This window comes from Tenacibaculum sp. Ill (assembly GCF_051938915.1).
GTDB classification, from domain to species: Bacteria; Bacteroidota; Bacteroidia; order Flavobacteriales; family Flavobacteriaceae; genus Polaribacter; species Polaribacter larymnensis.
The window spans coordinates 2,046,651-2,067,100 of record NZ_JBPSCW010000002.1 but is presented as its reverse complement, the minus strand read 5'-3'; the positions used below and the strand labels follow the sequence as shown (position 1 = coordinate 2,067,100).

At 30.7% G+C, this 20,450-nt stretch carries 24 protein-coding genes; 19 read left to right on the top strand and 5 right to left on the bottom strand.

Annotated features, from left to right (window positions below; translation table 11 throughout):
• The first annotated feature begins 4 nt into the window (after positions 1 to 4).
• Entirely contained in the window at positions 5 to 853 is an 849-nt protein-coding gene (gene prmC / locus ACTPNM_RS09655; RefSeq protein ID WP_440121546.1) for a peptide chain release factor N(5)-glutamine methyltransferase, read from the top strand.
• A gap of 16 nt (positions 854 to 869) precedes the next feature.
• Here prmC and ACTPNM_RS09650 read toward each other — a convergent pair whose 3' ends face one another.
• Entirely contained in the window at positions 870 to 1,526 is a 657-nt protein-coding gene (locus ACTPNM_RS09650; RefSeq protein ID WP_440121545.1) for a PAS domain-containing protein, read from the bottom strand.
• 489 nt (positions 1,527 to 2,015) lie between these two features.
• On the opposite strand from ACTPNM_RS09650, the gene ACTPNM_RS09645 reads away from it, so the two are divergent.
• From ACTPNM_RS09645 to ACTPNM_RS09620, 6 genes are all read left to right on the top strand, one after another.
• A complete protein-coding gene (locus ACTPNM_RS09645) occupies positions 2,016 to 2,354 on the top strand; it encodes a hypothetical protein (protein WP_099214406.1) in 339 nt (112 codons plus the stop codon).
• A 32-nt stretch (positions 2,355 to 2,386) separates the two neighbouring features.
• Positions 2,387 to 2,761 carry a hypothetical protein gene (locus tag ACTPNM_RS09640; protein WP_274639869.1) on the top strand — a complete coding sequence of 125 codons (375 nt, stop codon included), beginning with the start codon at positions 2,387 to 2,389 and terminating at the stop codon, positions 2,759 to 2,761.
• A complete protein-coding gene (locus ACTPNM_RS09635) occupies positions 2,748 to 3,002 on the top strand; it encodes a hypothetical protein (protein WP_274639868.1) in 255 nt (84 codons plus the stop codon). The genes ACTPNM_RS09640 and ACTPNM_RS09635 overlap by 14 nt, the downstream gene beginning before the upstream one ends.
• Positions 3,003 to 3,248: 246 nt before the next feature.
• Complete coding sequence (locus ACTPNM_RS09630) at positions 3,249 to 3,578, top strand: hypothetical protein (protein WP_440121544.1); 330 nt, start codon at positions 3,249 to 3,251, stop codon at positions 3,576 to 3,578.
• A gap of 42 nt (positions 3,579 to 3,620) precedes the next feature.
• Complete coding sequence (locus ACTPNM_RS09625) at positions 3,621 to 3,995, top strand: hypothetical protein (RefSeq protein WP_274639866.1); 375 nt, start codon at positions 3,621 to 3,623, stop codon at positions 3,993 to 3,995.
• A gap of 12 nt (positions 3,996 to 4,007) precedes the next feature.
• Positions 4,008 to 4,199, top strand: a complete 192-nt coding sequence (locus tag ACTPNM_RS09620; protein ID WP_099214411.1) for a hypothetical protein — start codon at positions 4,008 to 4,010, stop codon at positions 4,197 to 4,199.
• On the opposite strand, the gene pdxR is transcribed toward ACTPNM_RS09620, so the two are convergent.
• Entirely contained in the window at positions 4,196 to 5,692 is a 1,497-nt protein-coding gene (gene pdxR / locus ACTPNM_RS09615) for a MocR-like pyridoxine biosynthesis transcription factor PdxR (protein WP_440121543.1), read from the bottom strand. The genes ACTPNM_RS09620 and pdxR overlap by 4 nt on opposite strands.
• 81 nt (positions 5,693 to 5,773) lie before the next feature.
• Here pdxR and ACTPNM_RS09610 point away from each other — a divergent pair, with 81 nt between their 5' ends.
• The 5 genes from ACTPNM_RS09610 to ACTPNM_RS09590 are packed head-to-tail and all read left to right on the top strand — an operon-like array spanning position 5,774 to position 8,908.
• Positions 5,774 to 6,292, top strand: coding sequence for a DinB family protein (locus ACTPNM_RS09610; protein WP_440121542.1), 519 nt, complete (start codon positions 5,774 to 5,776; stop codon positions 6,290 to 6,292).
• A gap of 36 nt (positions 6,293 to 6,328) precedes the next feature.
• Entirely contained in the window at positions 6,329 to 6,619 is a 291-nt protein-coding gene (locus tag ACTPNM_RS09605) for a DUF1272 domain-containing protein (protein ID WP_440121541.1), read from the top strand.
• Positions 6,620 to 6,622: 3 nt separating this feature from the next.
• Positions 6,623 to 7,282 carry a pyridoxamine 5'-phosphate oxidase family protein gene (locus ACTPNM_RS09600; protein WP_440121540.1) on the top strand — a complete coding sequence of 220 codons (660 nt, stop codon included), beginning with the start codon at positions 6,623 to 6,625 and terminating at the stop codon, positions 7,280 to 7,282.
• Between the two features lie 38 nt (positions 7,283 to 7,320).
• Positions 7,321 to 8,238: an ATP-grasp domain-containing protein gene (locus ACTPNM_RS09595; RefSeq protein WP_440121539.1), complete on the top strand. Its 918-nt coding sequence runs from the start codon at positions 7,321 to 7,323 to the stop codon at positions 8,236 to 8,238.
• On the top strand, positions 8,222 to 8,908 hold the full coding sequence (locus ACTPNM_RS09590; protein ID WP_440121538.1) for a hypothetical protein: 687 nt from the start codon (positions 8,222 to 8,224) through the stop codon (positions 8,906 to 8,908). The genes ACTPNM_RS09595 and ACTPNM_RS09590 overlap by 17 nt, the downstream gene beginning before the upstream one ends.
• Positions 8,909 to 8,983: 75 nt before the next feature.
• Here the strand turns inward: ACTPNM_RS09590 and ACTPNM_RS09585 are convergent, their stop codons facing one another.
• Positions 8,984 to 9,826: an outer membrane beta-barrel protein gene (locus tag ACTPNM_RS09585; protein WP_440121537.1), complete on the bottom strand. Its 843-nt coding sequence runs from the start codon at positions 9,824 to 9,826 to the stop codon at positions 8,984 to 8,986.
• A 133-nt stretch (positions 9,827 to 9,959) separates the two neighbouring features.
• Between ACTPNM_RS09585 and ACTPNM_RS09580 the strand changes: the two genes are divergently transcribed.
• The 5 genes from ACTPNM_RS09580 to nhaA all read left to right on the top strand — a co-directional run bounded on the left by ACTPNM_RS09580 (position 9,960) and on the right by nhaA (position 15,814).
• Positions 9,960 to 11,141: a class I SAM-dependent methyltransferase gene (locus tag ACTPNM_RS09580; protein WP_440121536.1), complete on the top strand. Its 1,182-nt coding sequence runs from the start codon at positions 9,960 to 9,962 to the stop codon at positions 11,139 to 11,141.
• A 150-nt stretch (positions 11,142 to 11,291) separates the two neighbouring features.
• A complete protein-coding gene (gene fdhD / locus ACTPNM_RS09575) occupies positions 11,292 to 12,101 on the top strand; it encodes a formate dehydrogenase accessory sulfurtransferase FdhD (RefSeq protein ID WP_440121535.1) in 810 nt (269 codons plus the stop codon).
• 95 nt (positions 12,102 to 12,196) lie between these two features.
• Positions 12,197 to 12,838 carry a hypothetical protein gene (locus ACTPNM_RS09570; RefSeq protein ID WP_440121534.1) on the top strand — a complete coding sequence of 214 codons (642 nt, stop codon included), beginning with the start codon at positions 12,197 to 12,199 and terminating at the stop codon, positions 12,836 to 12,838.
• A gap of 55 nt (positions 12,839 to 12,893) precedes the next feature.
• The gene (locus ACTPNM_RS09565; RefSeq protein WP_440121533.1) at positions 12,894 to 14,372 is read left to right on the top strand and encodes a hypothetical protein; all 1,479 of its coding nucleotides are present in this window, start codon (positions 12,894 to 12,896) and stop codon (positions 14,370 to 14,372) included.
• Between the two features lie 113 nt (positions 14,373 to 14,485).
• Positions 14,486 to 15,814, top strand: coding sequence for a Na+/H+ antiporter NhaA (nhaA, locus tag ACTPNM_RS09560; RefSeq protein ID WP_440121532.1), 1,329 nt, complete (start codon positions 14,486 to 14,488; stop codon positions 15,812 to 15,814).
• Between the two features lie 9 nt (positions 15,815 to 15,823).
• On the opposite strand, the gene recG is transcribed toward nhaA, so the two are convergent.
• Entirely contained in the window at positions 15,824 to 17,935 is a 2,112-nt protein-coding gene (gene recG, locus ACTPNM_RS09555) for an ATP-dependent DNA helicase RecG (protein ID WP_440121531.1), read from the bottom strand.
• 61 nt (positions 17,936 to 17,996) lie between these two features.
• On the opposite strand from recG, the gene ACTPNM_RS09550 reads away from it, so the two are divergent.
• On the top strand, positions 17,997 to 19,208 hold the full coding sequence (locus ACTPNM_RS09550) for an RsmB/NOP family class I SAM-dependent RNA methyltransferase (RefSeq protein ID WP_124588649.1): 1,212 nt from the start codon (positions 17,997 to 17,999) through the stop codon (positions 19,206 to 19,208).
• Between the two features lie 295 nt (positions 19,209 to 19,503).
• On the top strand, positions 19,504 to 19,935 hold the full coding sequence (locus ACTPNM_RS09545; protein ID WP_440121530.1) for a hypothetical protein: 432 nt from the start codon (positions 19,504 to 19,506) through the stop codon (positions 19,933 to 19,935).
• 51 nt (positions 19,936 to 19,986) lie between these two features.
• Here ACTPNM_RS09545 and ACTPNM_RS09540 read toward each other — a convergent pair whose 3' ends face one another.
• Positions 19,987 to 20,448, bottom strand: a complete 462-nt coding sequence (locus ACTPNM_RS09540; RefSeq protein ID WP_440121529.1) for a MaoC family dehydratase — start codon at positions 20,446 to 20,448, stop codon at positions 19,987 to 19,989.
• Between the last annotated feature and the right edge of the window lie 2 nt (positions 20,449 to 20,450).

The following is a 20,450-nucleotide window of genomic DNA, read 5'->3' as shown; positions in this document are numbered from 1 at the left end:
CATAATGCAACTAAAACAATACAAATCGTATTTTTCTGAGCAATTAAAATCCGTTTATCCTCAAACAGAAATTGATACTTTTTTCTTTTATTTAATAGAAGAGTATTTAGAGCTCAAACGTATAGATCTCACGTTACGACCTGATTTTGAAATTTCTTCTGAAAAGAAAACATTATTAGATGAAGCCCTAGTTCGATTAAAAAAAGAAGAACCTATCCAATATATATTAGCCAAAACAGAGTTTTATGGACTTTCTTTTAAAGTGAATCAAAACACGCTAATTCCGCGCCCTGAAACAGAAGAGCTTGTTGAGTGGATTATTAATGAGATAGATAAAAACCAAGAATCTTTATCTATTTTGGATGTCGGAACAGGAACAGGCTGTATTCCTATAAGTTTGAAAAAGCATTTACCTAAAGCAACTGTAAGTGCTATTGATGTTTCTGAAGAAGCATTAAAAATAGCCAAGCAAAATGCTATCTTAAATAAAGTTGAAATATCCTTTATACATCAAGACATTTTAAAAACTGAAAAATTAAGTGCTAAGTTTGATATTATTATTTCTAATCCACCTTATGTACGTGAATTAGAGAAAGTAGAAATAAAGAATAACGTATTAAAAAATGAACCACATTTAGCTTTGTTTGTTGAAGATAACAATCCATTAATTTTCTATAAAAAAATAGCCGATTTAGCTAAGAATAGCTTAACTAAAACCGGACTACTTTTTTTTGAGATTAACCAGTATCTTGGTATAGAAACTGTTGAAATGTTAAAAAACAAAGGATTTACACATATTGAACTTCGAAAAGATTTATTTGGTAATGACCGAATGATTAAAACTTCTTTGTAACCTCAGTTTCCTCTAGTTATTCTATACCAAAGAACCTTTTAAAAAATGAACCTTTTTTCTTTCCTTCTTCAGTTCCAGAAGCTGTAGCACCAATATTATCTGTTATTAACTTTTCAATATAAACGTCGTAATTAGTATTTTTAGAATCTAAAAAGCCTTTTAAAAACTTTTCCGAAGCTTCTATCCCATTTAAGTCTTCTATTTCACGTAGTCTTTTATATAGGGGTATAATTTCTTGTACAGCATTTTTAGGAGCTGGTTTTCGTAAAGCTTTATAATTTATAACTTCACCTTTGTCATTTTCTTTAACAACAAAATCTGTCATTACCCAGTAGTACCTACCAGTTTTAGCCATATTTTTAACAAAAGCTATAATATTCTCTTTATTTTGAATACGCTTCCACATTAACTTAAAAATTACTCTGGGCATATCTGGATGTCTAACTATGTTATGACCAGATCCTACTAATTCATATTCTTCATAACCGGATGACTCTACAAAATCCTCGTTACAATACTCTATAACACCTCTTGTATCTGTTATACTAAGAAGAACTGAGTTTTCATCGAGGTTTATTTCTCTATCTACCGGGGTTGGGGATACTAACTTTGGTTTTCTTTTTTGATTTTCATTAGAGTGGTTCTCCCACTTTTTCTCTAAGTTGTTTGTCATATATTTAATTTGATTTGTATTTGTAAGGCATCAATCGTTATTCTTCCTTAATTTTAATACTATACAGATCGGGGGATCAGAAAAAATTATATGACTATGAAAAAGTAATCCAGCAATTTTACAGGTTAACCTTAACACAGCTTGACACAAACATAGAAATCTTCTTTTTTTGAAAATATGATAAATATCATGCTTTAAAAGATGTTATTACCTTATTAGGTTAACTGTTTTTTATTAAAAAGTTAAGAAATATCTTTTTGTACTTAAGCCTTGTTTTTTATCCAAAAAAACTAATATAATGTCTAAATATCCAGTTAAATTGAGAGTACATCTTCGATTTCTAATTAAATTATCTTCAAAACACAAGCTTTAAAACAGAAATTAATTCATTTATTTAACAAATAACATATGTTTTATTAATAAAAATAATATTCAAAGTTTTTTTTCAATAATAAAAAAGTTTATATTAGCTGTAAAAGTTATTTAAAATTGGATTTACAAAAATTACTATTAGAAACTAAAACAAGAGCAATTTATTTAATTGACGAAGAAGGTAAAATTATTGACTTTTACCCTCACGATAACGACTTGGTCGAAATAAAAGACAAAATTGCTGCATTCGATGCTGTTATCTTTAATATGTCCAGTAGTTTTTTTAACCTTTTCTTTAAGACAGAATTAAATGAAATGATTTTAAAATCTGACAAAGAAGCACTTCTACTTTTTAAATATAAAGAGTATGTACTTTGCTTTTTAGCCGACAAAAACACTAACATCGGTCTTTTAAACTTAATGTTTAAAAAAGAGACTAATACTATTAACATTTAATTATTACTTAACCTAAAAACCCCCCGGAATTTATGGAAAAAATCCTAAACGACTTAGTTCAAAATGTAAAAGAAAATATACCTGGGTATATTGCAATTAGTGTAGCTGAAATAGCTTCAGGTGAATCTTTAGCTTCTGATTCTGCCGACTCAAATTTTGACCCTGCTTTAGCTTGCGCTTATAATGTAGAAATTATAAATGCCAAGCGAAAAGCTATAGACATCTTAGGTCTAAAAGAAAACATTAATGATATTCATTTTAAACTTGATAATCATATTCATGTTGTAGATATGTCTCCAAGTGGAGAGTACTTTATTTATCTTGCTGTTGATTCTAATAGAGCTAACTTAGCTCTCACAAGAACAATGCTAAAAAAATATAAAACTGAATTAAATGAAGTCTTATAAAGCTATTGATATCAAAAAAATAAGTATCGATAGTGAGTTTCAAAAATATATAAGCTTTTTTCAAAATGAATATAAAACTAAAGTTTTATTAAGTGAATCAGCTATCGATTATAACGGAGCTCCTGACATAAACAATGTTAATGACTTAAAAAATGCTGTTTATGATTTCTTTTTTGAACCTAGATTCGAGAATGTTCTAGATTTAATTAAATTCAAAAAACAAAAACCACAAGACGATTAACCGAGAAAAGACTAGATTGATATCTAGTCTTTTTTTGTTGGTTAGAAATCCCCATGATATAGCTTTACGAATCAACTTTTAATCAGCCATTATTTACGTACGTAAAATTGTTAAAATATTCATAAAGCAGTACTTGTGAAAAAAAACACAAAAATAAGGTAGTATTTTTGTGACCCTTTCTAAAAAAGTAGTGTCTTACTAGAAGGAGGGAAAGCAAAATAATATTATTTAAAGTTTTTAAACTTAATGGGGGAAGTAAGCTTACGAGCATTAATAGAAGAATCTGAAGCTGACAAAGGGCTTGTTTTTAATTCTGAAGGACAAGTAATTGATTCTTACAATATCACCAAAGAAAACAACATTGCAGCAATGGCAAACGTCATTGTAACAATGGCTCATGAATTTTTTCAAGATGCCTTAGAATCCGAAAAGCTTGATCAGTTAGTTCTAACTTCAAATGAAGAAGTAGTAGTTATTAACAAGTTTGATAATAATCATATAGTTTGTTTGTTAGCTAATGACGTCTCAAAAGCGGCTATGATTAAATTAACCCTTAAAAAAGTTACCCTTCAATAAATACAGAGTCTTTTTTTTATTAATTATTATAACTATTTTACAATGAAAGAAATCATCAATGATTTTATCGAAAACTTAAAAAGTAATGTTCCTGGGTTTATTGCTGTTTCAATAACAGATGTTGGATCTGGAGAAGCTTACGATTCTTTTACAGTGAATCCTGATTTTGACCCTAATTTAGCTTCTGCTTACAACTTAGGAGTCGTAAAAGCTAAATTAAAAGCGATTGACGCATTAGGATTAAATGAAGAGATTCAAGATATTACTATTACTTTATCTAGTCAAGTACACATTATTAATATTGCACCTAGCGGTACTTATTTTGTTTACTTAGCTGTAGACTCTAAAGAAGCTAACTTAGGTATAACCAAAGCTTTATTAAACAAATACAAAGTAGACTTAAATAATGCTTTATAAAAAAATATAACTATGAAAAATACAAATCATTTATCTATAGATAAACCTTTAAAAAAACACCTCAATCAAACACTAAAAGAGTTTCGTAAATATAGATTTTCTGAAGGTGAGTTGAAATCAGAAGAAAAGAAGAGTAAAGATTTTTTCGGGTTCTTATTTAAAGAATACGACAGTATGAATGATTTAGTAAAAGATATGTTTTAAAAGTGCTTAATAGGCACTTTTTTTATGCCTTTAAATGTTTGTTTTAATCTTTCAATTAATAGTTTAATCTCGTTATCATTATAACTAGCAAAACCAATTCGTATAGCGTTGTGCTTTTTATTTGCTAAATCATATCGCTGCCACTCTCCTATTTCGAGTTGATGCTTTCTTGCATCTTTTGCAACTTCATTCCAAGAATATTGTTTGTTTAACTGAACCCAAATAGCCATTCCTCCTTTAGGTACTTCAAACTGAAAATAACCACCTAATTCTTTCTTTAACAACCTACAGAATAAGTCTCGGCGCTGTAAGTATATCTTCATTAATTTACGTATGTGCCTATCTAAATCTCCAGATTTAATAAACTCAGCAAAAGTTAGCTCTAGAAGGGCGTCTCCTTGCCTATCAATATACCCTCTTAACTTAGCTGCTTCATTTACAAAATCTTCAGAGGCTACTAAGTATCCTATTCTAAAAACTGGAGCTACAGTTTTACAAACAGAACCTATGTAAATAACATTTCCTGAAGTATCGTGACTTGCCAAAGGTAAAATTGGAGCATGGTTATAATTAAAATCATAATCATAGTCATCTTCAATAATAGCAAAATTGTATTTTTGAGCTAGATTTAATAAATGAATTCTCCTTTCAGCAGATAAAGTAACAGTTGTAGGATGATGATGATGAGAAGTAACATAAACAGCCTTTATAGGTTGTTGTTTACATATTCTCTCTATTTGTTCAACTATAATACCGTTTTCATCTACAGAAATTCTTTTTATTTGCGCCTTTTGATGTTGAAAAGTTATATCTGCGGAAGAATAATTAGTTTCTCCAACAATTATAACATCATTTTCCTTTAAGAGTAATTGTGTAGATAACCACATTCCCATTTGACTACCACGAGTAATTAAAATATTATCCTTGGTTATTTTTAAGCCGCGAGAACTATTTAAATACATAGCCAACACCTCTCTTAATTTTATATTCCCATGTGTTGAATTATAATCTAAAAAAGCATAAATACTCTTTTTGGAAGCTATTTTCCTATATATTCGAGCAATTTCTTCTGTTGGAGTAAGTCTTGTGTCTGATGTACCATCATTTATATATAAAACTCCTTCTCTTTTCTCCGCTTTCTTTTCTAATAAGTGATTGTTTTGGTAAAAATTGAATCCTGAATTTTCATTTTTAGTTGTTTTAATAGTGTCTGCTAATGCTACTTTTTGAACAAGAGGTAAACTATTATTTACAAAAGTCCCCTTTTTAGGAATACTTTCAACCCAGCCCTGTAATAATAATTCCTCATAGCAAGCAACAACTGTTTTTCTATGTACTTGTAATAAATCAGCTAAAGTTCTTGAGCCCACTAACTTTGTTCCTGGTGATAGTTTTCCCTCACGGATTAATAATATAAATTGATTTGCTAACTGCAAGTACAAAGGCTCTTTAAGGCTTTTACTAAGTTTTAACGAAGTTTTATAAGGAAACATCTGGACTATTAATTATTTAAAACCTGGATTAATACAATAGACCATAAATATACTACATTTGAAAAGTAAATAATATAAATAATGAAAAAACAAGAACTACAACCAACTGAATTTAACGAATTTTACGCAAGGTATTTAGCTAAAGTACCAGATAACACAAGCTTAAAAGAAGGCTTTGAAAGCGACAAAGAAACTATTGTAAAGTTTTTTTCATCTATTTCAAAAGACAAGCTAGAATATCGTTATCAACCAGAAAAATGGAGTATAAAAGAAGTGTTACAACACATAATTGATACAGAACGTGTTTTTATGTATCGTATACTACGAATTTCTAGAAAAGATATGACTCCAATTGAAGGTTTTGATCAAGATACCTATATTAAACCTTCAGGAGCTGACAGTAAAACAATAGAAGGTTTATTAGAAGAGTTTAAAACAACCCGCTCATATTCAATCAACTTATTAAACAGTATTTCGAACGAGAACCTATGCAACATTGGAGTAGCAAACAACTCTCCAGCCTCAGCAAGAGCTTGTGCTTTTATTTTATTGGGTCATAGTGTTTGGCATATGGATATTATTAAAGAACGTTACTTATAACCTTAACAAGAAAAATCTAAATAAAACGACTTAAAAATGTTAGAAATTAGACCTAATTGCGAACACTGCGGTAAAGATTTGCCAAACACTTCTACTGAAGCTATGATATGTAGTTTTGAATGCACTTATTGTAAAGAATGTGCTTTGGTAGTTTTTGAAAATGTATGCCCCACATGCTCTGGAAATTTTGTTCCCAGACCAATTAGACCTCAAAAGTTTATTGAAAAACACCCAGCATCTTTGAAAAAAGTTTATAGTCCAAAGGATATAGACAAAGCAAGAGAAAAACGTTTGAGATTTAAAGATGTTTTACCCGAAAATAGATAGAACATGAAAGAATATCAAAAATCAAAAATCAATAGAGTAAAAAGAGGTCAAAATAGAGCCGTTTATGATGTTGAAAAAATCAATACTATTTTAGATGCAGGTTTTATTGGTTTTGTAAGTTACGTGTATGAAGGAAAAGCAATTTCCTTACCTATGGCTTACGGAAGAAAAGAAGATAAAATTTATCTACATAGTTCACAGGCAAACAGAATGTTATTATCGCTTTTAGAAGCTGGAAAAATGAGTATGACAGTAATACATTTAGATGCATTAGTTCTCGCTCGCTCAGGATTGCATCATTCAGTAAACTACCGTTCTGCTACATTATTTGGTTCAGTAAAAACAATAGAGAAACCTAAAGAAAAAGAAGCCGCTTTATACTGTTTTATGGAACATATGATGAAGGGGCGTTGGAATGGAATTAGACCTATGAAACCTGAAGAATTAGATAGAACATTAGTTGTAGAAATGACAATTGAAACTGCTTCTGCAAAAGTGAGAGATGTTGGAGCAAATGATGAACCTGAAGATGAAAATCTACCTATTTGGGCAGGATTGGTACCTTTAAAGCAGATAGCCCTCCCTCCTATTTCTGATGAAAACTTAAAAGAAGATATACAAATACCAAATCACGTAATAGAGTATTATAACATGCATAAATAAGCATTTTATAACTTTAAAAATAACGTTACATTGCATATATGAAAAAATACGATGTTATTATTCTTACAGATAAAAGGTATATAAAACCTCAAAAACTTGATAACTATATTCAAAATGTATTAAACGAAGACAACTATGTAAAAATAGCTCTTGAAAATCAAGGGCTAAAAGTAGCTCGTCTTTCTTGGGATGATACAGAATTTGACTGGTCTACAACAAAATATATTTTATTTAGAACTACTTGGGATTATTTTGATCGATTTACTGAATTTTCAAAATGGTTAAATACAGTAAGTAAACAAACAACACTATTAAATTCAGAAAAAATTATTCGTTGGAATATAGACAAACACTACCTAAAAGACCTACAACAAAACGGAATACATATTTGTAAATCCTATTTCATTGAAAAAGGAATTAAATCTACATTAAAAGAACTTTCACAAAAGTATAATTTAAAAGATTTTGTTTTAAAACCTTGTATTTCTGGTGCTGCGAGACATACCTATAAGGTCAATCTTGAAAAGATAAACGAATATGAAGAGGTTTTCTCTTCATTAATTACAGAAGAGGCTATGATTATTCAACCTTTTCAGTATAACATAATTGAAAAAGGAGAAATCTCGTTAATGGTTATGAATGGTAAGTTTACACATGCTGTTTTAAAAATAGCCAAACCAGGAGACTTTAGAGTACAAGACGATTTTGGAGGTTCAGTGCACAATTATACACCTACTAAAGAAGAAATCACGTTTGCTGAAAATGCAGTTAAAGCTTGTATAGAAACTCCTATTTATGCACGAGTAGATGTTTTTACTGATAATAATGGTAAATTAGCTATCGCAGAACTAGAATTAATAGAACCAGAACTTTGGTTTAGAAATCACCCTGCCGCAGCAGAAGAGTTAGCTAAAGGAATAAAACAATTAATAAATAAAAATGAAGAAGTTATTTAAAATACTAGGAGGATTTTTACTTATTGGAGCTATAGTATTAGCCGTTTTTTATTTTAAAAACAACGAAAGTCTTCCTACAGGTAAACAAGGTCCAAAAGCGGATGCTTTAGCAACAAAAATGCTTAAAGCGTTAAATTATGAAGCTTATAAAACTACTCGTTTTATAGAGTGGAGTTTTAGAGGAAAGCATTTTTATAAGTGGGATAAACAAGAAAATATAGTAGAAGTATCTTGGGACTCTAATAAAGTAAACTTATATACAAAAAGCCCAGAAAAAAGTATTGTTTTAGTTGATGGAAAAGAAGTTGAGAACAAAGAAATACTTCAAAAAGCCATAGACTATTTTAATAATGATAGCTTTTGGCTAGTAGCCCCATATAAAGTTTTTGAAAACGGTATTGAACGTAGAATTGTAGAATATGAAGGTAAAGAAGCTTTATTAGTTACTTATACTACAGGAGGATCAACCCCTGGAGACTCTTATTTATGGATTTTAGATGAAAAAGGTAGACCTACTAGCTATAAAATGTGGGTTTCTATAATTCCTACTGGCGGAATGGAAGCTACTTGGAATGATTGGATTACAACAGAATCTGGTGCAGTATTACCAACAAAGCACGAAATGTCAGTCGGTACACTAAATATGGGAAATGTAAAAGCTTACAATTAGTTTCACTTCCTACATAAACTATAAAAAAGAGCAGCAAAATTGCTGCTCTTTTAATTTTCTTATGCAAGAAATAATTTATTTTCCGAAATAGAAAGTAGCACCAATATTAATCCCAAAAGAAGAATAAGGAACTTTTTGAGATAGTTGTTTCTCTCCAGCAGGATTAGCTCCTAAAGGTAATTCATCAACATACTCAACATTCTTGTTAAATACAGGTGCTAAATTAGAATAAGAAGGGTGGTTTTCAAAAATAGCTCTTACTTGATCAATAGATCTAGCTTGTCCGTTTACATTTGCAGAAAAATCAACAATTTCAGAAGAATCTCTTGTTACACTAACCCCCATATACTCTAATTCTGCAAAAAGAGACACTTTATCACTTAAATCATACTTATACCCTACAGCTCCAATAAAACCTAAAGGAAGTCTTCCTTTATAGTCTTGTGTGTAGTCAACATTTAGCATCTCTGTTTGAGATAATGCTATATTTATTTTACCGTCAGACTCAGTTCTACCACCTACTTTAATTAAGGCTCCAAAACGTCCATAAATATTGTTAGTAAACTTATATACTAAAGAAGCTGAAGCTCCGTATGCTTTTCCTCTAGCCTCAATATTGATATACTGTGCTTGAGCAGGTAAATCTACTAAAACAGAAGTTTGATCTGCTCCATTTAAATAACCCAAACCTACTTCAACTCCAAAGGTGTCATTAAAAAAATACCCTCCTCTTAACTGAGTATGCATACCTTCTCCATAACTACCATAAGTGTTTTCTACTCCTGCAGTTGTTGTTTCAGTTCCAAAACGTACTCCTGCACTAGAAATTGAATAACCTCCTGCTGCAGAAACATAAAATTGAGCACTTGCGCTCGCTGTTGCTAAAATCATAGCAAGCATTAAAAAACTTTTTTTCATAATAAATTATTTGTTAACTTTAAATTGATAATAAGTAAACAAACGTAGTGAAAATCTAGGATTAACAAGACTTTATTACTGTTAAATTATTAGTATTATTGCGGTTAAAAGCTCAATTAAAATTACTTCTTTTTTGAATAAAAACATTTTACATCCTGAGGTTCAGAGTTATATTAATAATAACTTAAAAGTAAGCATAGAACAATTTATTTTTAAAGGAAGCCCCTTTAAAGATGTTTCTGTACAAGAATTAGCCAATCAAGTTATAGCAAAACAAAAATCAGAGAAGAAATTACCTACTTGGTTTCAAACAAAAAACATTTATTATCCACCTAAACTAAGTATTGAACAAACTTCTTCTGAAATAACAGCTGAATACAAATCAAAATTAGTTAATGGGGATTCAATAATTGATATAACAGGAGGATTTGGTGTTGACTGTTATGCTTTTTCTAAACGATTTAAAAAGGTTGTGCATTGTGAGATAAATGAAGAGCTTTCAGAGATCGTTTCATACAATTATCAGCAATTAGAAGTTTCAAATATTAGAACTGTTGCCACAGACGGATTAGAGTACTTAAAAAATACTTCTGAAAAATTTGATTGTATTTATATTGACCCTTCTCGAAGAAATGATACGAAAGGAAAAGTTTTTTTACTAAGCGATTGTTTACCAAACGTACCCGAAAATTTAGATTTTCTATTTGAAATGTCAGATACAATTCTTGTTAAGAATTCTCCCATTTTAGATATTTCATCAACCATAAATGAACTAAAATTTGTAAAAGAAATTCATGTGGTTGCAGTAAATAACGAGGTAAAAGAACTACTTTTTCTATTAACAAAAGGACATAAACAGTTAATTAAAGTAAATACAGTTAACATATTGAAAAACAGTGTTCGGGAATTCAATTTCAATCTAGGGAATGGTTTTAAATCTGAATACTCAACACCACTTAAATACCTTTACGAGCCTAACTCAGCTATTTTAAAGTCTGGTGGATTTAATCAGATAGCAAACCAACAAAAAGTAAACAAACTACATCAACATTCTCACCTGTATACCTCAGAGAAATTAGTAAAAGATTTTCCTGGAAGAATCTTTGAAATCAACAATGTATTTACCTATAACAAAAAAAAGGTCAAAAAACAGATTACAGACACTAAAGCAAATATTACTACACGTAATTTCCCAAAAACAGTAGCGCAGCTTAGAAAAGAAACAAAATTAAAAGACGGAGGAAATACTTATCTGTTTTTCACTACAAACATAAACGACGAATTAATAGTTATTGACTGCAGAAAAATTGATTAGTCTTTATACTATTACTTATAATTTATCGTTTACCTAATTGATAGAAGCCCCTATCGAAAAGTATGTTTTATTGTTTAGGGGTAATAAAACATACTAAAAGCCTTGATATAAGTCAAGGCTTTTCTTTTTTTACATACATTTGTTTTTATCATGAAACAAACACAAAGCTACCAATCAATTAAACTTTCTGATAAATCGATAGAGAAGTTTGATGATACCCTTGTTATAGAAGCTCCATTACAAATAAACATCAATAAAGAACCATATACAGTAGTTATGAGAACTCCTGGCAATGATATAGAGCTGGTAAGAGGTTTATTATACGCTGAAGATATTTATAAAAAGCAAGGTGATGTAAAAGTAGAAATAATTAAAAATGAAAAAGACTTTTCTACAGTATTAAACGTAAATATTCCTGAAGAAAAGTTAGGAAAAGGTTATTTAAATAAACGTACTCTTTTATCTGTTTCTTCTTGTGGAATCTGCGGAAAAAAAGAATTAAAAGATATAAAAACAGAAGGTAACACTCTAAAAAACAGTAGTAAAACAAATATTAAAGAATTAATAGAGGTGACAAATCGTATTTACTTGAAAATGAATAGTAAACAGCTTTTATTTAAAACTACAGGAGGTAGTCATGCTTGTGCTGTTTTTAACAAAAATGAAGAGTTACTAACTATTAAAGAAGATATTGGTCGTCATAATGCTGTAGACAAATGTATTGGTGATTTAATCATTCAAAATATATTAAAAAATGCCAATTATATGTTAGTTAGCGGAAGAGTTTCTTACGAAATAGTTTCTAAAGCTTTCTTAGCCAAAATACCAATTATAATTGCAGTTTCAGCATGTTCTTCTTTAGCTGTAGACTTTGCCAAAGAATTTGGAATTTTCCTTATCGGTTTTAGCAGAGGTAACAAAATGACCATTTATTCTACTCCACATGATTTACAGAAATAATCAACTAAAAGCCCTATTATTCTCTTTAAAACTTACGTATTAAAAAAGATTTGTATTTTAGTGCTTTTAATAACTATTAATTAATCCACAAACTTATGCCTTTTATAGAAGAAGAGAAGTTTAAGTTAATGCAAGAAGACTTAGACAATGCTAAATTAAAAAGAGAAGAAGCAGAAAGCGAATTAAGTAGCACACAAGAAGAATTAGCTGCACTAAAAAAGAGCTCAAAAACCCTGCCTATTTTCTTAGGGCTTCTATTAGGCCTTGCTTTAGGAGCTGCATATTATTTTTATGCAAATGGTGGTAGTAGTGCTATTAATAATATAGATGTAGAAGCTGTAAAAAAGAAAGAAGCTTTTAGAGTGTTAGATAGTATAAACAGAGCTCAAGCAAGAGCTGCTAGAAACTCCGATGAATCTGATAACGATATTTCATCTAGTTCTAATTCTGATATAAATACAGAAACAATGGCTGATGAAGTAGCACAAAACACAAATGGGCAAATAATTTATTCAGTACAAATTGGAGTACTTTCAGAAAACAAATATCCATTATTGTCTTCAGAAGTTATTCCATCAACAGTTACAACTGATGATGGTTACTTTAAATACTCTTTAGGTTTGTATACCACTTTAGGTGAAGCTAAAGACTTACAAAAAGAATTAATAAAAATTGGATTTAGTGATGCATTTGTAGCTTCATATATAAACGGAAAACGCCAGAAAATACATAATTAAATAAAATTTAATGCTTAACATTATTTTTAAGAGAGCACTCATAGTAAGTTTACTTATGAGTGTTCATTTTTTTTACGGACAAATAAGTAGTGTGCCTGAAAGGAAAACACAATTTGGATTTGGTCAAATTGACTTCCTATCGATTAAAATGCCTGAAGGAGAACAAAATATGGACTACACAGGGCTCCACTACAATCTAAAATTAAATGATTGGAGTTACGCAGGAGTTGGTTTATATGGAGCTGTAGGAGGTATTAGAGGAGGTTTTTTTACTTTGGGGGTAAACGCAGGAATTCAACAAAAAATAACTGATAAACTTTTTATAGATACAGGAATTCACTTTGGTGGCGGTGGTGGTGCATCAGCTCCTGATGGCGGTGGCGCTTTTATACTCCCCCACCTTAATTTAGGATATGATTTCAAACATTTTTCTGCCACTGCAGGATATAGTTATGTTGATTTTTTTGACGGAGGCACTATTAACAGTAGCCAATTCAATGTAGCTGTACAAATTCCTTTATCTTTTGAGGCCGCAGGATTTAAAGATAGAGAAAGTACTTTTTCTATTGAAGAACTAAAAAATACCTCTTGGAATACCCTAAGTAACAGAGTTTCACTATTAGTTCATTTAAATAATGCTAAAGTAACCAAAGGTTCTTATGAAGGAAACACAATACGTTTAGCAGGTTTTGAATTAAATTCTTATCTTACAGATGATTTTTTCTTTTTCGTTAAAGCAGATGGTGCTTATCACGGAATTAAGGCAGGTTACATGGATGTTTTCCTTGGTGGAGGGTATCATTTGTCAATGAATAAGAATCGTACAAATATTTTAGCTAAATTTGGAGTAGGCGCTGGTGGCGGTGGCGGAGTAGATACTAAAGGAGGTTTTTTAATCTATCCAGACCTCTCTTTAGAGCAAAAATTATTTGATAATGTGTATGCATCAATCAATAAGGGATACTTGATGAGTCCAGATTCTCACTTTGTGTCTTCAACTTTTGGTCTAGGATTAAAGTATTACATGGATAGAGATGGTATTTTACCAGATGAAAAAGAATTTTCAGAAGGAAAGTTCAAAGGGTTTGACGCAGTTATTAAACAAGATTTATACTTAGATGCTGCAAGAGATGGTGGTTTTGATCAAGATATGCATCAAATATCACTGCAATTAAATTTTTTCTTAAATAAATATTTATATGCGGCAGGTCAAACTTCTTTTGCTAACTTTGGTAATGCAGGAGCTTATGCAGAAGGAATTGTTGGTTTAGGAGTTCAAACAAATGAATTCTTTAACGGAAAAACCTCTCTTTTTGCACAAGTTTTAGGAGGTGCAGCTGGTGGTGGTGGTATTAGTACAGGACAAGGATTAATTGTTAAACCTAGTGTTGGAGTTAATCAAAAACTTACTAATAACTTAAATTTAAGATTAGGAGCGGGTTATGTAAAAGCTAGGGGAGGAAATTTAAGTAGTACTCAAATAAATTTGGGTATTTCGTATCGTTTTTCCTTCTTAAGTGTTAAAAAGTTTTAAAAATTTAACTTTTCGTTAAAGTTTGATGAATTATCTTCGCTTTCTGAAACAAAAAAATTAATATCCTTGCTTTTTTTCAAGTTAAAAAAGCAAGTTACAATCTATATACAAACATGAATAAAAAGAGTATAGCATCTCCATTTAAAAAATTTTTAAAAACTGAAAGTGCTAGTGGTATTTTATTGTTGGTAGCTACTTTATTGGCCCTCATTTGGGCAAACTCTCCTTTTAGAGACAGTTACAGTGCTTTATGGGACTATAAAATAGGTTTTAAGTCTGAACACCTTGAATTATACAAACCTTTAATACTTTGGATTAACGATGGGTTAATGGCTGTATTTTTCTTTTTAATTGGGTTAGAAATTAAAAGAGAATTCTTAATAGGTGAATTAAACTCTACTAAAAAGCTAGCGTTTCCTCTTTTTGGAGCACTAGGTGGAATGTTATTTCCTGTTTTATTTTTTATTCTTTTAAATGAAGATCCGGAAACAGCACATGGTTGGGGGGTTCCAATGGCTACTGATATTGCCTTTTCTTTAGCTGTTTTAAACACTTTAGGTAAAAGAATACCACTAAGTTTAAAAGTCTTTTTAACTGCTTTTGCTATTGTTGATGATATAGGAGCTGTTTTAGTAATCGCTTTATTTTATAGTACTAGTATTGATATTACATTGATATCTATCGCTATAGGTTTATTAGCTTTTCTTTATTTTATTGCTCATAAAGGTTTTTATTCTCACTACGTAACTTTTATGTTTGGTGCGGTTATTTGGGTTTTATTTTTAAAAGCAGGAATACACCCAACGGTTGCAGGTATATTAATGGCTTTTGCTGTACCGATTAGACAAAAAGCACATACCCCTGAGTTTTTAGCTAATTTGTCTCAGATAATGGATAATATTAAAAATGCGAAGGTTTCACCTAAACCAATATTGTCAAAAGAGCAAATTAATGAAATAGATAACTTAGATCATTGGATAGAAGACTACCAGTCACCTCTTCAGCTTTTAGAACATAAACTACACGATATAGTAGCATATGCAATTATCCCTATTTTTGCTTTAGCTAATGCAGGTGTTTTAATAATAGATAGTAATACGCATTTAGACTCTTCCTTAATAATACACATAGCTTTATGTTTAGTTCTAGGGAATAGTATTGGAATCACCACAGTTATTACCACAGTTAAAAAGCTTAAAATAATTGAAGTTCCAAAAGAAATAAATGGTCAGCACATTGTTGGTGTATCATTTTTAGCAGGAATCGGGTTCACTATGGCAATATTCATTGCTAGTTTAGCTTTTGCTAAGAGCCCTGAATTCTTAGGATCCGCTAAAATTGGTGTACTTTTAGGTTCTCTTATTTCTGCAATAATAGGATATATAATACTTAGGCTTAATAAAAGCGACAACGAAGAAGAAGAGTTAAGTACTACTAGCTAGTACTTAATTCTAACTTATATTACTCCAAATTCCACTTGTTTTTCTAAGCTTTTCATAAGCTTTCAGCAAGCTGGAATTTTTTATTTCTGATAAATTCGGATCTTCTTGAAGTAAGTTTATAGCAGTTTTACGGGCTACGTGTAATATTGGACTATCTTTAACAACATCTGCTATTTTAAGGTTTAAAACACCACTTTGTTGTGTTCCCATAATATTTCCTGGACCACGAAGTTTTAAATCTACTTCAGCAATTTTAAATCCATCTGTAGTTTCTACCATTGTTTGTAAACGAGTTTTTCCGTCAGAAGACAATTTATAACTCGATAATAAAATACAATAACTCTGTTCTGCGCCACGTCCTACTCTACCTCGTAATTGATGCAACTGACTTAACCCAAAACGCTCTGCACTCTCTATAACCATTACAGAGGCATTAGGCACATTTACTCCCACTTCAATAACTGTGGTAGCTACCATAATTTGAGTATCTCCTTTGGCAAATCGCTCCATTTCATAATCCTTATCAGCAGGTTTCATTTGTCCATGAACAATACTTATTTGATATTTAGGAGAAGGAAACTCACGAGAAATACTCTCATAACCATCCATTAAATCCTTATAATCCATTGCTTCAGACTCTTGAATTAATGGATATACCACATATGCTTGGCGACCTTTAGCTATTTCATCTTTCAAAAACTTAAAAACCCCTAAACGATTACTATCATAACGATGTACAGTTTTTATTTCTTTACGCCCAGGAGGCAGTTCATCAATTACAGAAATATCTAAATCACCATAAACGGACATTGCCAATGTTCTTGGTATAGGCGTTGCTGTCATAACTAAAATATGTGGAGGAATAGCCCTTCCATCAGAAGGACTTTTTTCCCATAACTTTTTTCTCTGTGCAACTCCAAAACGATGTTGCTCATCAATAATAGCAATACCCAGTTTTTTAAATTGTACTTTATTTTCTAAAATAGCATGTGTTCCTATCAGTATATGTAGTGAACCATCTTCTAAACTTTCATGAATCTCTCTACGCTTTTTTGTTTTAGTAGATCCTGTTAATAATTCAACTTTAATATCTGTTTTCTCTAATAACTCTATTATCCCATTATAATGCTGTGTTGCAAGAATTTCGGTAGGAGCCATAATTGTAGCTTGATAACCATTATCAATGGCTAATAACATAGTTAATAATGCTACAATCGTTTTCCCAGAACCTACATCCCCCTGCAGTAATCGATTCATGTGTGCTCCAGAGCCAACATCTTTACGAATCTCTTTCAATACTCGTTTTTGAGCCCCTGTTAAGTCGAAGGGCAAGTGATTGTTATAAAAATTGGTAAACTCCTCTCCTACCTGTTCAAAAATGAATCCTTTTAGTTTTGATTTTCTGATGAGTTTTTTCTGTAATAATTGTAATTGAATAAAAAATAACTCTTCAAACTTTAATCGATATTGAGCCTTTGCTAGTAATTCTTGATTCTTAGGAAAGTGAATATTCAAAAGTGATTCTTTTTTGCCTAAAAATTGATGTTCTTCAATAAAATAAGCAGGAAAAGTTTCTTCAATATCATTATAAGCTTGCTGAAACAAGTTTTGAATCATTGTACGCATGACCTTGTTACTTATTCCTTTAGTGCTTAATTTTTCAGTAGAAGGATATACTGGTTGCATAGCCATTTGTAGCTTGCTTTTGTATTCTTTTACTGTTTCCATTTCTGGATGTGGCATATTAGGAGTACCATTATACCAATTTAGTTTTCCATAAATAACATATGGAACATTTACTTTTAAACTATCTTTAATCCATTTAGCCCCTTTAAACCAAACCAATTCCATGGTACCTGTAGTGTCAGAAAAAGTAGCCACTAACCTACTACCTCTTTTTTGTTTTACGGTTTTTACGCCTGTAATCTTACCTACTATTTGTACTTCAGCAGAGTTTTGTTGCAACTGATTAATCGTATAAAACTGTGTTTTATCAATATATCTAAACGGAAAAAGGTGCAATAAATCGTTACAAGTTTTAATACCTAACTCGGTAAATAACAACTCTGCTCTGGCAACACTAATTCCTTTTATATATGTTACGGGGTTATTTAAATTCATTAAGAACGAAAATACAAAAAGCCATTAAAATCAACTATCTTTGCACTCTTAAATTCATCAAATGAGATTACATAGAAATTTAGTTTTCGCGGTTATTGATAGCTTACGCGATATTTTTAATGAAGATGTATATGCAGATAAAGCTGTTGAAAAAGCTTTGAAGAGAGATAAACGTTGGGGAGCACGTGATAGAAAGTTTGTTGCTGAAACTATTTATGATGTGGTTCGTTGGAAACGATTATATGCAGAAATAGCAAATGTAAAAGCACCTTATTCTCGTCCTGATTTATGGCGATTATTTGCTGTTTGGTGTGTGTTAAAAGGAATTCAATTACCAGATTGGAACCAGATAGAGCCTACTCCTACAAGAAGAATTAAAGGTAAGTTTGATGAGTTATTAAAAATAAGAAAGTTTAGAGAATCTATTCCTGATTGGATTGATGAAGTTGGGGTTCAAGAGTTAGGAGAAGAAGTTTGGACGAAAGAAATAGCTGCTTTAAATAAACAAGCAGAGGTTATTTTACGTACAAACACCTTAAATACAACCAAAGCTCATTTACAAAAACAATTAGCTTCTGAAGGAATTGATACAGAGTTTATCAAAGAATATGATGATGCTTTAAAATTAGTAGAAAGAGCGAATGTTTTTAAAACAGAAGCCTTTAAAAAAGGTTTTTTTGAAGTTCAAGATGCATCTTCACAATTAGTAGCTGCTTATTTAGATGTTGAACCTGGTATGAAAGTGGTAGATACATGTGCTGGTGCTGGTGGTAAAACATTACACTTAGCTTCATTAATGAAAAACAAAGGGCAAATTATAGCAATGGATATTTACGAAAGTAAATTGAAAAAACTAAAAGTTCGTGCTCGTAGAAACGGAGCTCATAATATTGATACTCGTGTAATTGATTCTACAAAGGTTATTAAGAAGTTACAAGGAAAAGCTGATAGAGTATTAATTGATGCTCCATGTTCTGGTTTAGGAGTTATTAGAAGAAATCCTGATAGTAAATGGAAATTACAACCTGAGTTTTTAGATAAAATTCGTGGTACTCAGCAAGAAGTATTACAACAATACTCTAAAATGGTAAAGCCAGGAGGAAAAATGGTATATGCTACTTGTTCGGTATTACCATCTGAAAATCAACAACAAGTTGAATTCTTTTTAGCTTCTGATGCAGGAAAAGATTTTAAATTTGTAAAAGACGAAAAGGTATTGTCGCATAAATCTGGTTTCGATGGGTTTTACATGGCTCTTTTAGAAAGAAAATAATCTTTTTAAAAATAAAGTATATTAAAAAAGGCTCGGGATAATATCTCGAGCCTTTCCTTTCAATCAACTATTAAAAACTAACTAATCACTAAACATTACTGTTAAGTAATTATATGCTTATATGACGATTATTTTCTATTGTCGTTACAATTACCATATGTCTTTAACATTATTTTAAGAAGGCAAATTCACCATTTTCATTTACCCTCTACCCTACTCGTTGATTTACAGTGGGTTTTGTATTTTGAATTATTTATAACTACATTTATCAGTAACTAACTAAAAAACTATTTTTATGACAGATTCAAACAAACCCACTACACTTTTTTGGATTATTGGTGTTGCAGCCTTAGTTTGGAATGGACTAGGTGTTATGTCTTACATTGGTCAAGCTTATATGACAGATGAAGTTAAAGCTGCTTTGCCTGAAGCAGAAAGAGCTTTATATGAAAATGTTCCTACTTGGGTTACTGCTGCTTTTGCTATTGCTGTTTTTGGCGGATTAATAGGTAGTGCTTTTTTATTAATGAGAAAAAAGTTAGCAAGTCCTATGTTTTTAATTTCGCTAATAGCTATTATTGTTCAAATGTCGTATAACTTATTTATGAGTAGAGCAGCTGAAGTATATGGACCAGGAAGTGTTATAATGCCTATAATGGTAATTGTTATAGGTGTGTTTTTATTAATGTATTCTAAAAAAACAATAGCTAAAGGTTGGTTGTCATAACCGCTAAGACAATATATAATTTAAATGCTGTTCTTTTCAAGACAGCATTTTTTATTCAAATAGAACAAAAATAAATTCGGCAACACAAGCAGGTTTTTCTTGCCCTTTTATTTCTATTGTGCAATCAAAGGTTAGCTTTTTACCATTCTGAAAATCTTCTATTAGTTTAACAGAACTAATTAAGCGTAATTCACTATTTACAGGTACAGGATTTGGAAAACGAACTTTATTCAATCCGTAGTTTAACCCCATAGTTACACTTTTTACTTCAAATTGTTTAGAAATTAGTTCCGACAACATAGAAACAGACATAAATCCGTGTGCTATTGTTGTTTTTGTTGGAGAATATTTAGCTGCTTTTTCTTCATCAATGTGAATCCACTGTTTATCTAATGTGGCATTCGCAAAGTCATTAATCATTTGTTGAGTTACGGTATACCACTCTCCTACTGGTAATTGTTTTCCTTCTATATTGGAAAGTTCGTTTAAATTTTCAAAAACTATTTTTTTCATAT

Excerpts from the sequence above, each read along its gene's own strand:
- prmC (WP_440121546.1), top strand. The coding sequence starts at position 5 with ATGCAACTAAAACAATACAAATCGTATTTTTCTGAGCAATTAAAATCC.
- ACTPNM_RS09650 (WP_440121545.1), bottom strand. The coding sequence starts at position 1,526 with ATGACAAACAACTTAGAGAAAAAGTGGGAGAACCACTCTAATGAAAAT.
- ACTPNM_RS09640 (WP_274639869.1), top strand. The coding sequence starts at position 2,387 with ATGGAAAAAATCCTAAACGACTTAGTTCAAAATGTAAAAGAAAATATA.
- ACTPNM_RS09635 (WP_274639868.1), top strand. The coding sequence starts at position 2,748 with ATGAAGTCTTATAAAGCTATTGATATCAAAAAAATAAGTATCGATAGT.
- ACTPNM_RS09630 (WP_440121544.1), top strand. The coding sequence starts at position 3,249 with ATGGGGGAAGTAAGCTTACGAGCATTAATAGAAGAATCTGAAGCTGAC.
- ACTPNM_RS09625 (WP_274639866.1), top strand. The coding sequence starts at position 3,621 with ATGAAAGAAATCATCAATGATTTTATCGAAAACTTAAAAAGTAATGTT.
- ACTPNM_RS09620 (WP_099214411.1), top strand. The coding sequence starts at position 4,008 with ATGAAAAATACAAATCATTTATCTATAGATAAACCTTTAAAAAAACAC.
- pdxR (WP_440121543.1), bottom strand. The coding sequence starts at position 5,692 with ATGTTTCCTTATAAAACTTCGTTAAAACTTAGTAAAAGCCTTAAAGAG.
- ACTPNM_RS09610 (WP_440121542.1), top strand. The coding sequence starts at position 5,774 with ATGAAAAAACAAGAACTACAACCAACTGAATTTAACGAATTTTACGCA.
- ACTPNM_RS09605 (WP_440121541.1), top strand. The coding sequence starts at position 6,329 with ATGTTAGAAATTAGACCTAATTGCGAACACTGCGGTAAAGATTTGCCA.
- ACTPNM_RS09600 (WP_440121540.1), top strand. The coding sequence starts at position 6,623 with ATGAAAGAATATCAAAAATCAAAAATCAATAGAGTAAAAAGAGGTCAA.
- ACTPNM_RS09595 (WP_440121539.1), top strand. The coding sequence starts at position 7,321 with ATGAAAAAATACGATGTTATTATTCTTACAGATAAAAGGTATATAAAA.
- ACTPNM_RS09590 (WP_440121538.1), top strand. The coding sequence starts at position 8,222 with ATGAAGAAGTTATTTAAAATACTAGGAGGATTTTTACTTATTGGAGCT.
- ACTPNM_RS09585 (WP_440121537.1), bottom strand. The coding sequence starts at position 9,826 with ATGAAAAAAAGTTTTTTAATGCTTGCTATGATTTTAGCAACAGCGAGC.
- fdhD (WP_440121535.1), top strand. The coding sequence starts at position 11,292 with ATGAAACAAACACAAAGCTACCAATCAATTAAACTTTCTGATAAATCG.
- ACTPNM_RS09570 (WP_440121534.1), top strand. The coding sequence starts at position 12,197 with ATGCCTTTTATAGAAGAAGAGAAGTTTAAGTTAATGCAAGAAGACTTA.
- ACTPNM_RS09565 (WP_440121533.1), top strand. The coding sequence starts at position 12,894 with ATGAGTGTTCATTTTTTTTACGGACAAATAAGTAGTGTGCCTGAAAGG.
- nhaA (WP_440121532.1), top strand. The coding sequence starts at position 14,486 with ATGAATAAAAAGAGTATAGCATCTCCATTTAAAAAATTTTTAAAAACT.
- recG (WP_440121531.1), bottom strand. The coding sequence starts at position 17,935 with ATGAATTTAAATAACCCCGTAACATATATAAAAGGAATTAGTGTTGCC.
- ACTPNM_RS09550 (WP_124588649.1), top strand. The coding sequence starts at position 17,997 with ATGAGATTACATAGAAATTTAGTTTTCGCGGTTATTGATAGCTTACGC.
- ACTPNM_RS09545 (WP_440121530.1), top strand. The coding sequence starts at position 19,504 with ATGACAGATTCAAACAAACCCACTACACTTTTTTGGATTATTGGTGTT.
- ACTPNM_RS09540 (WP_440121529.1), bottom strand. The coding sequence starts at position 20,448 with ATGAAAAAAATAGTTTTTGAAAATTTAAACGAACTTTCCAATATAGAA.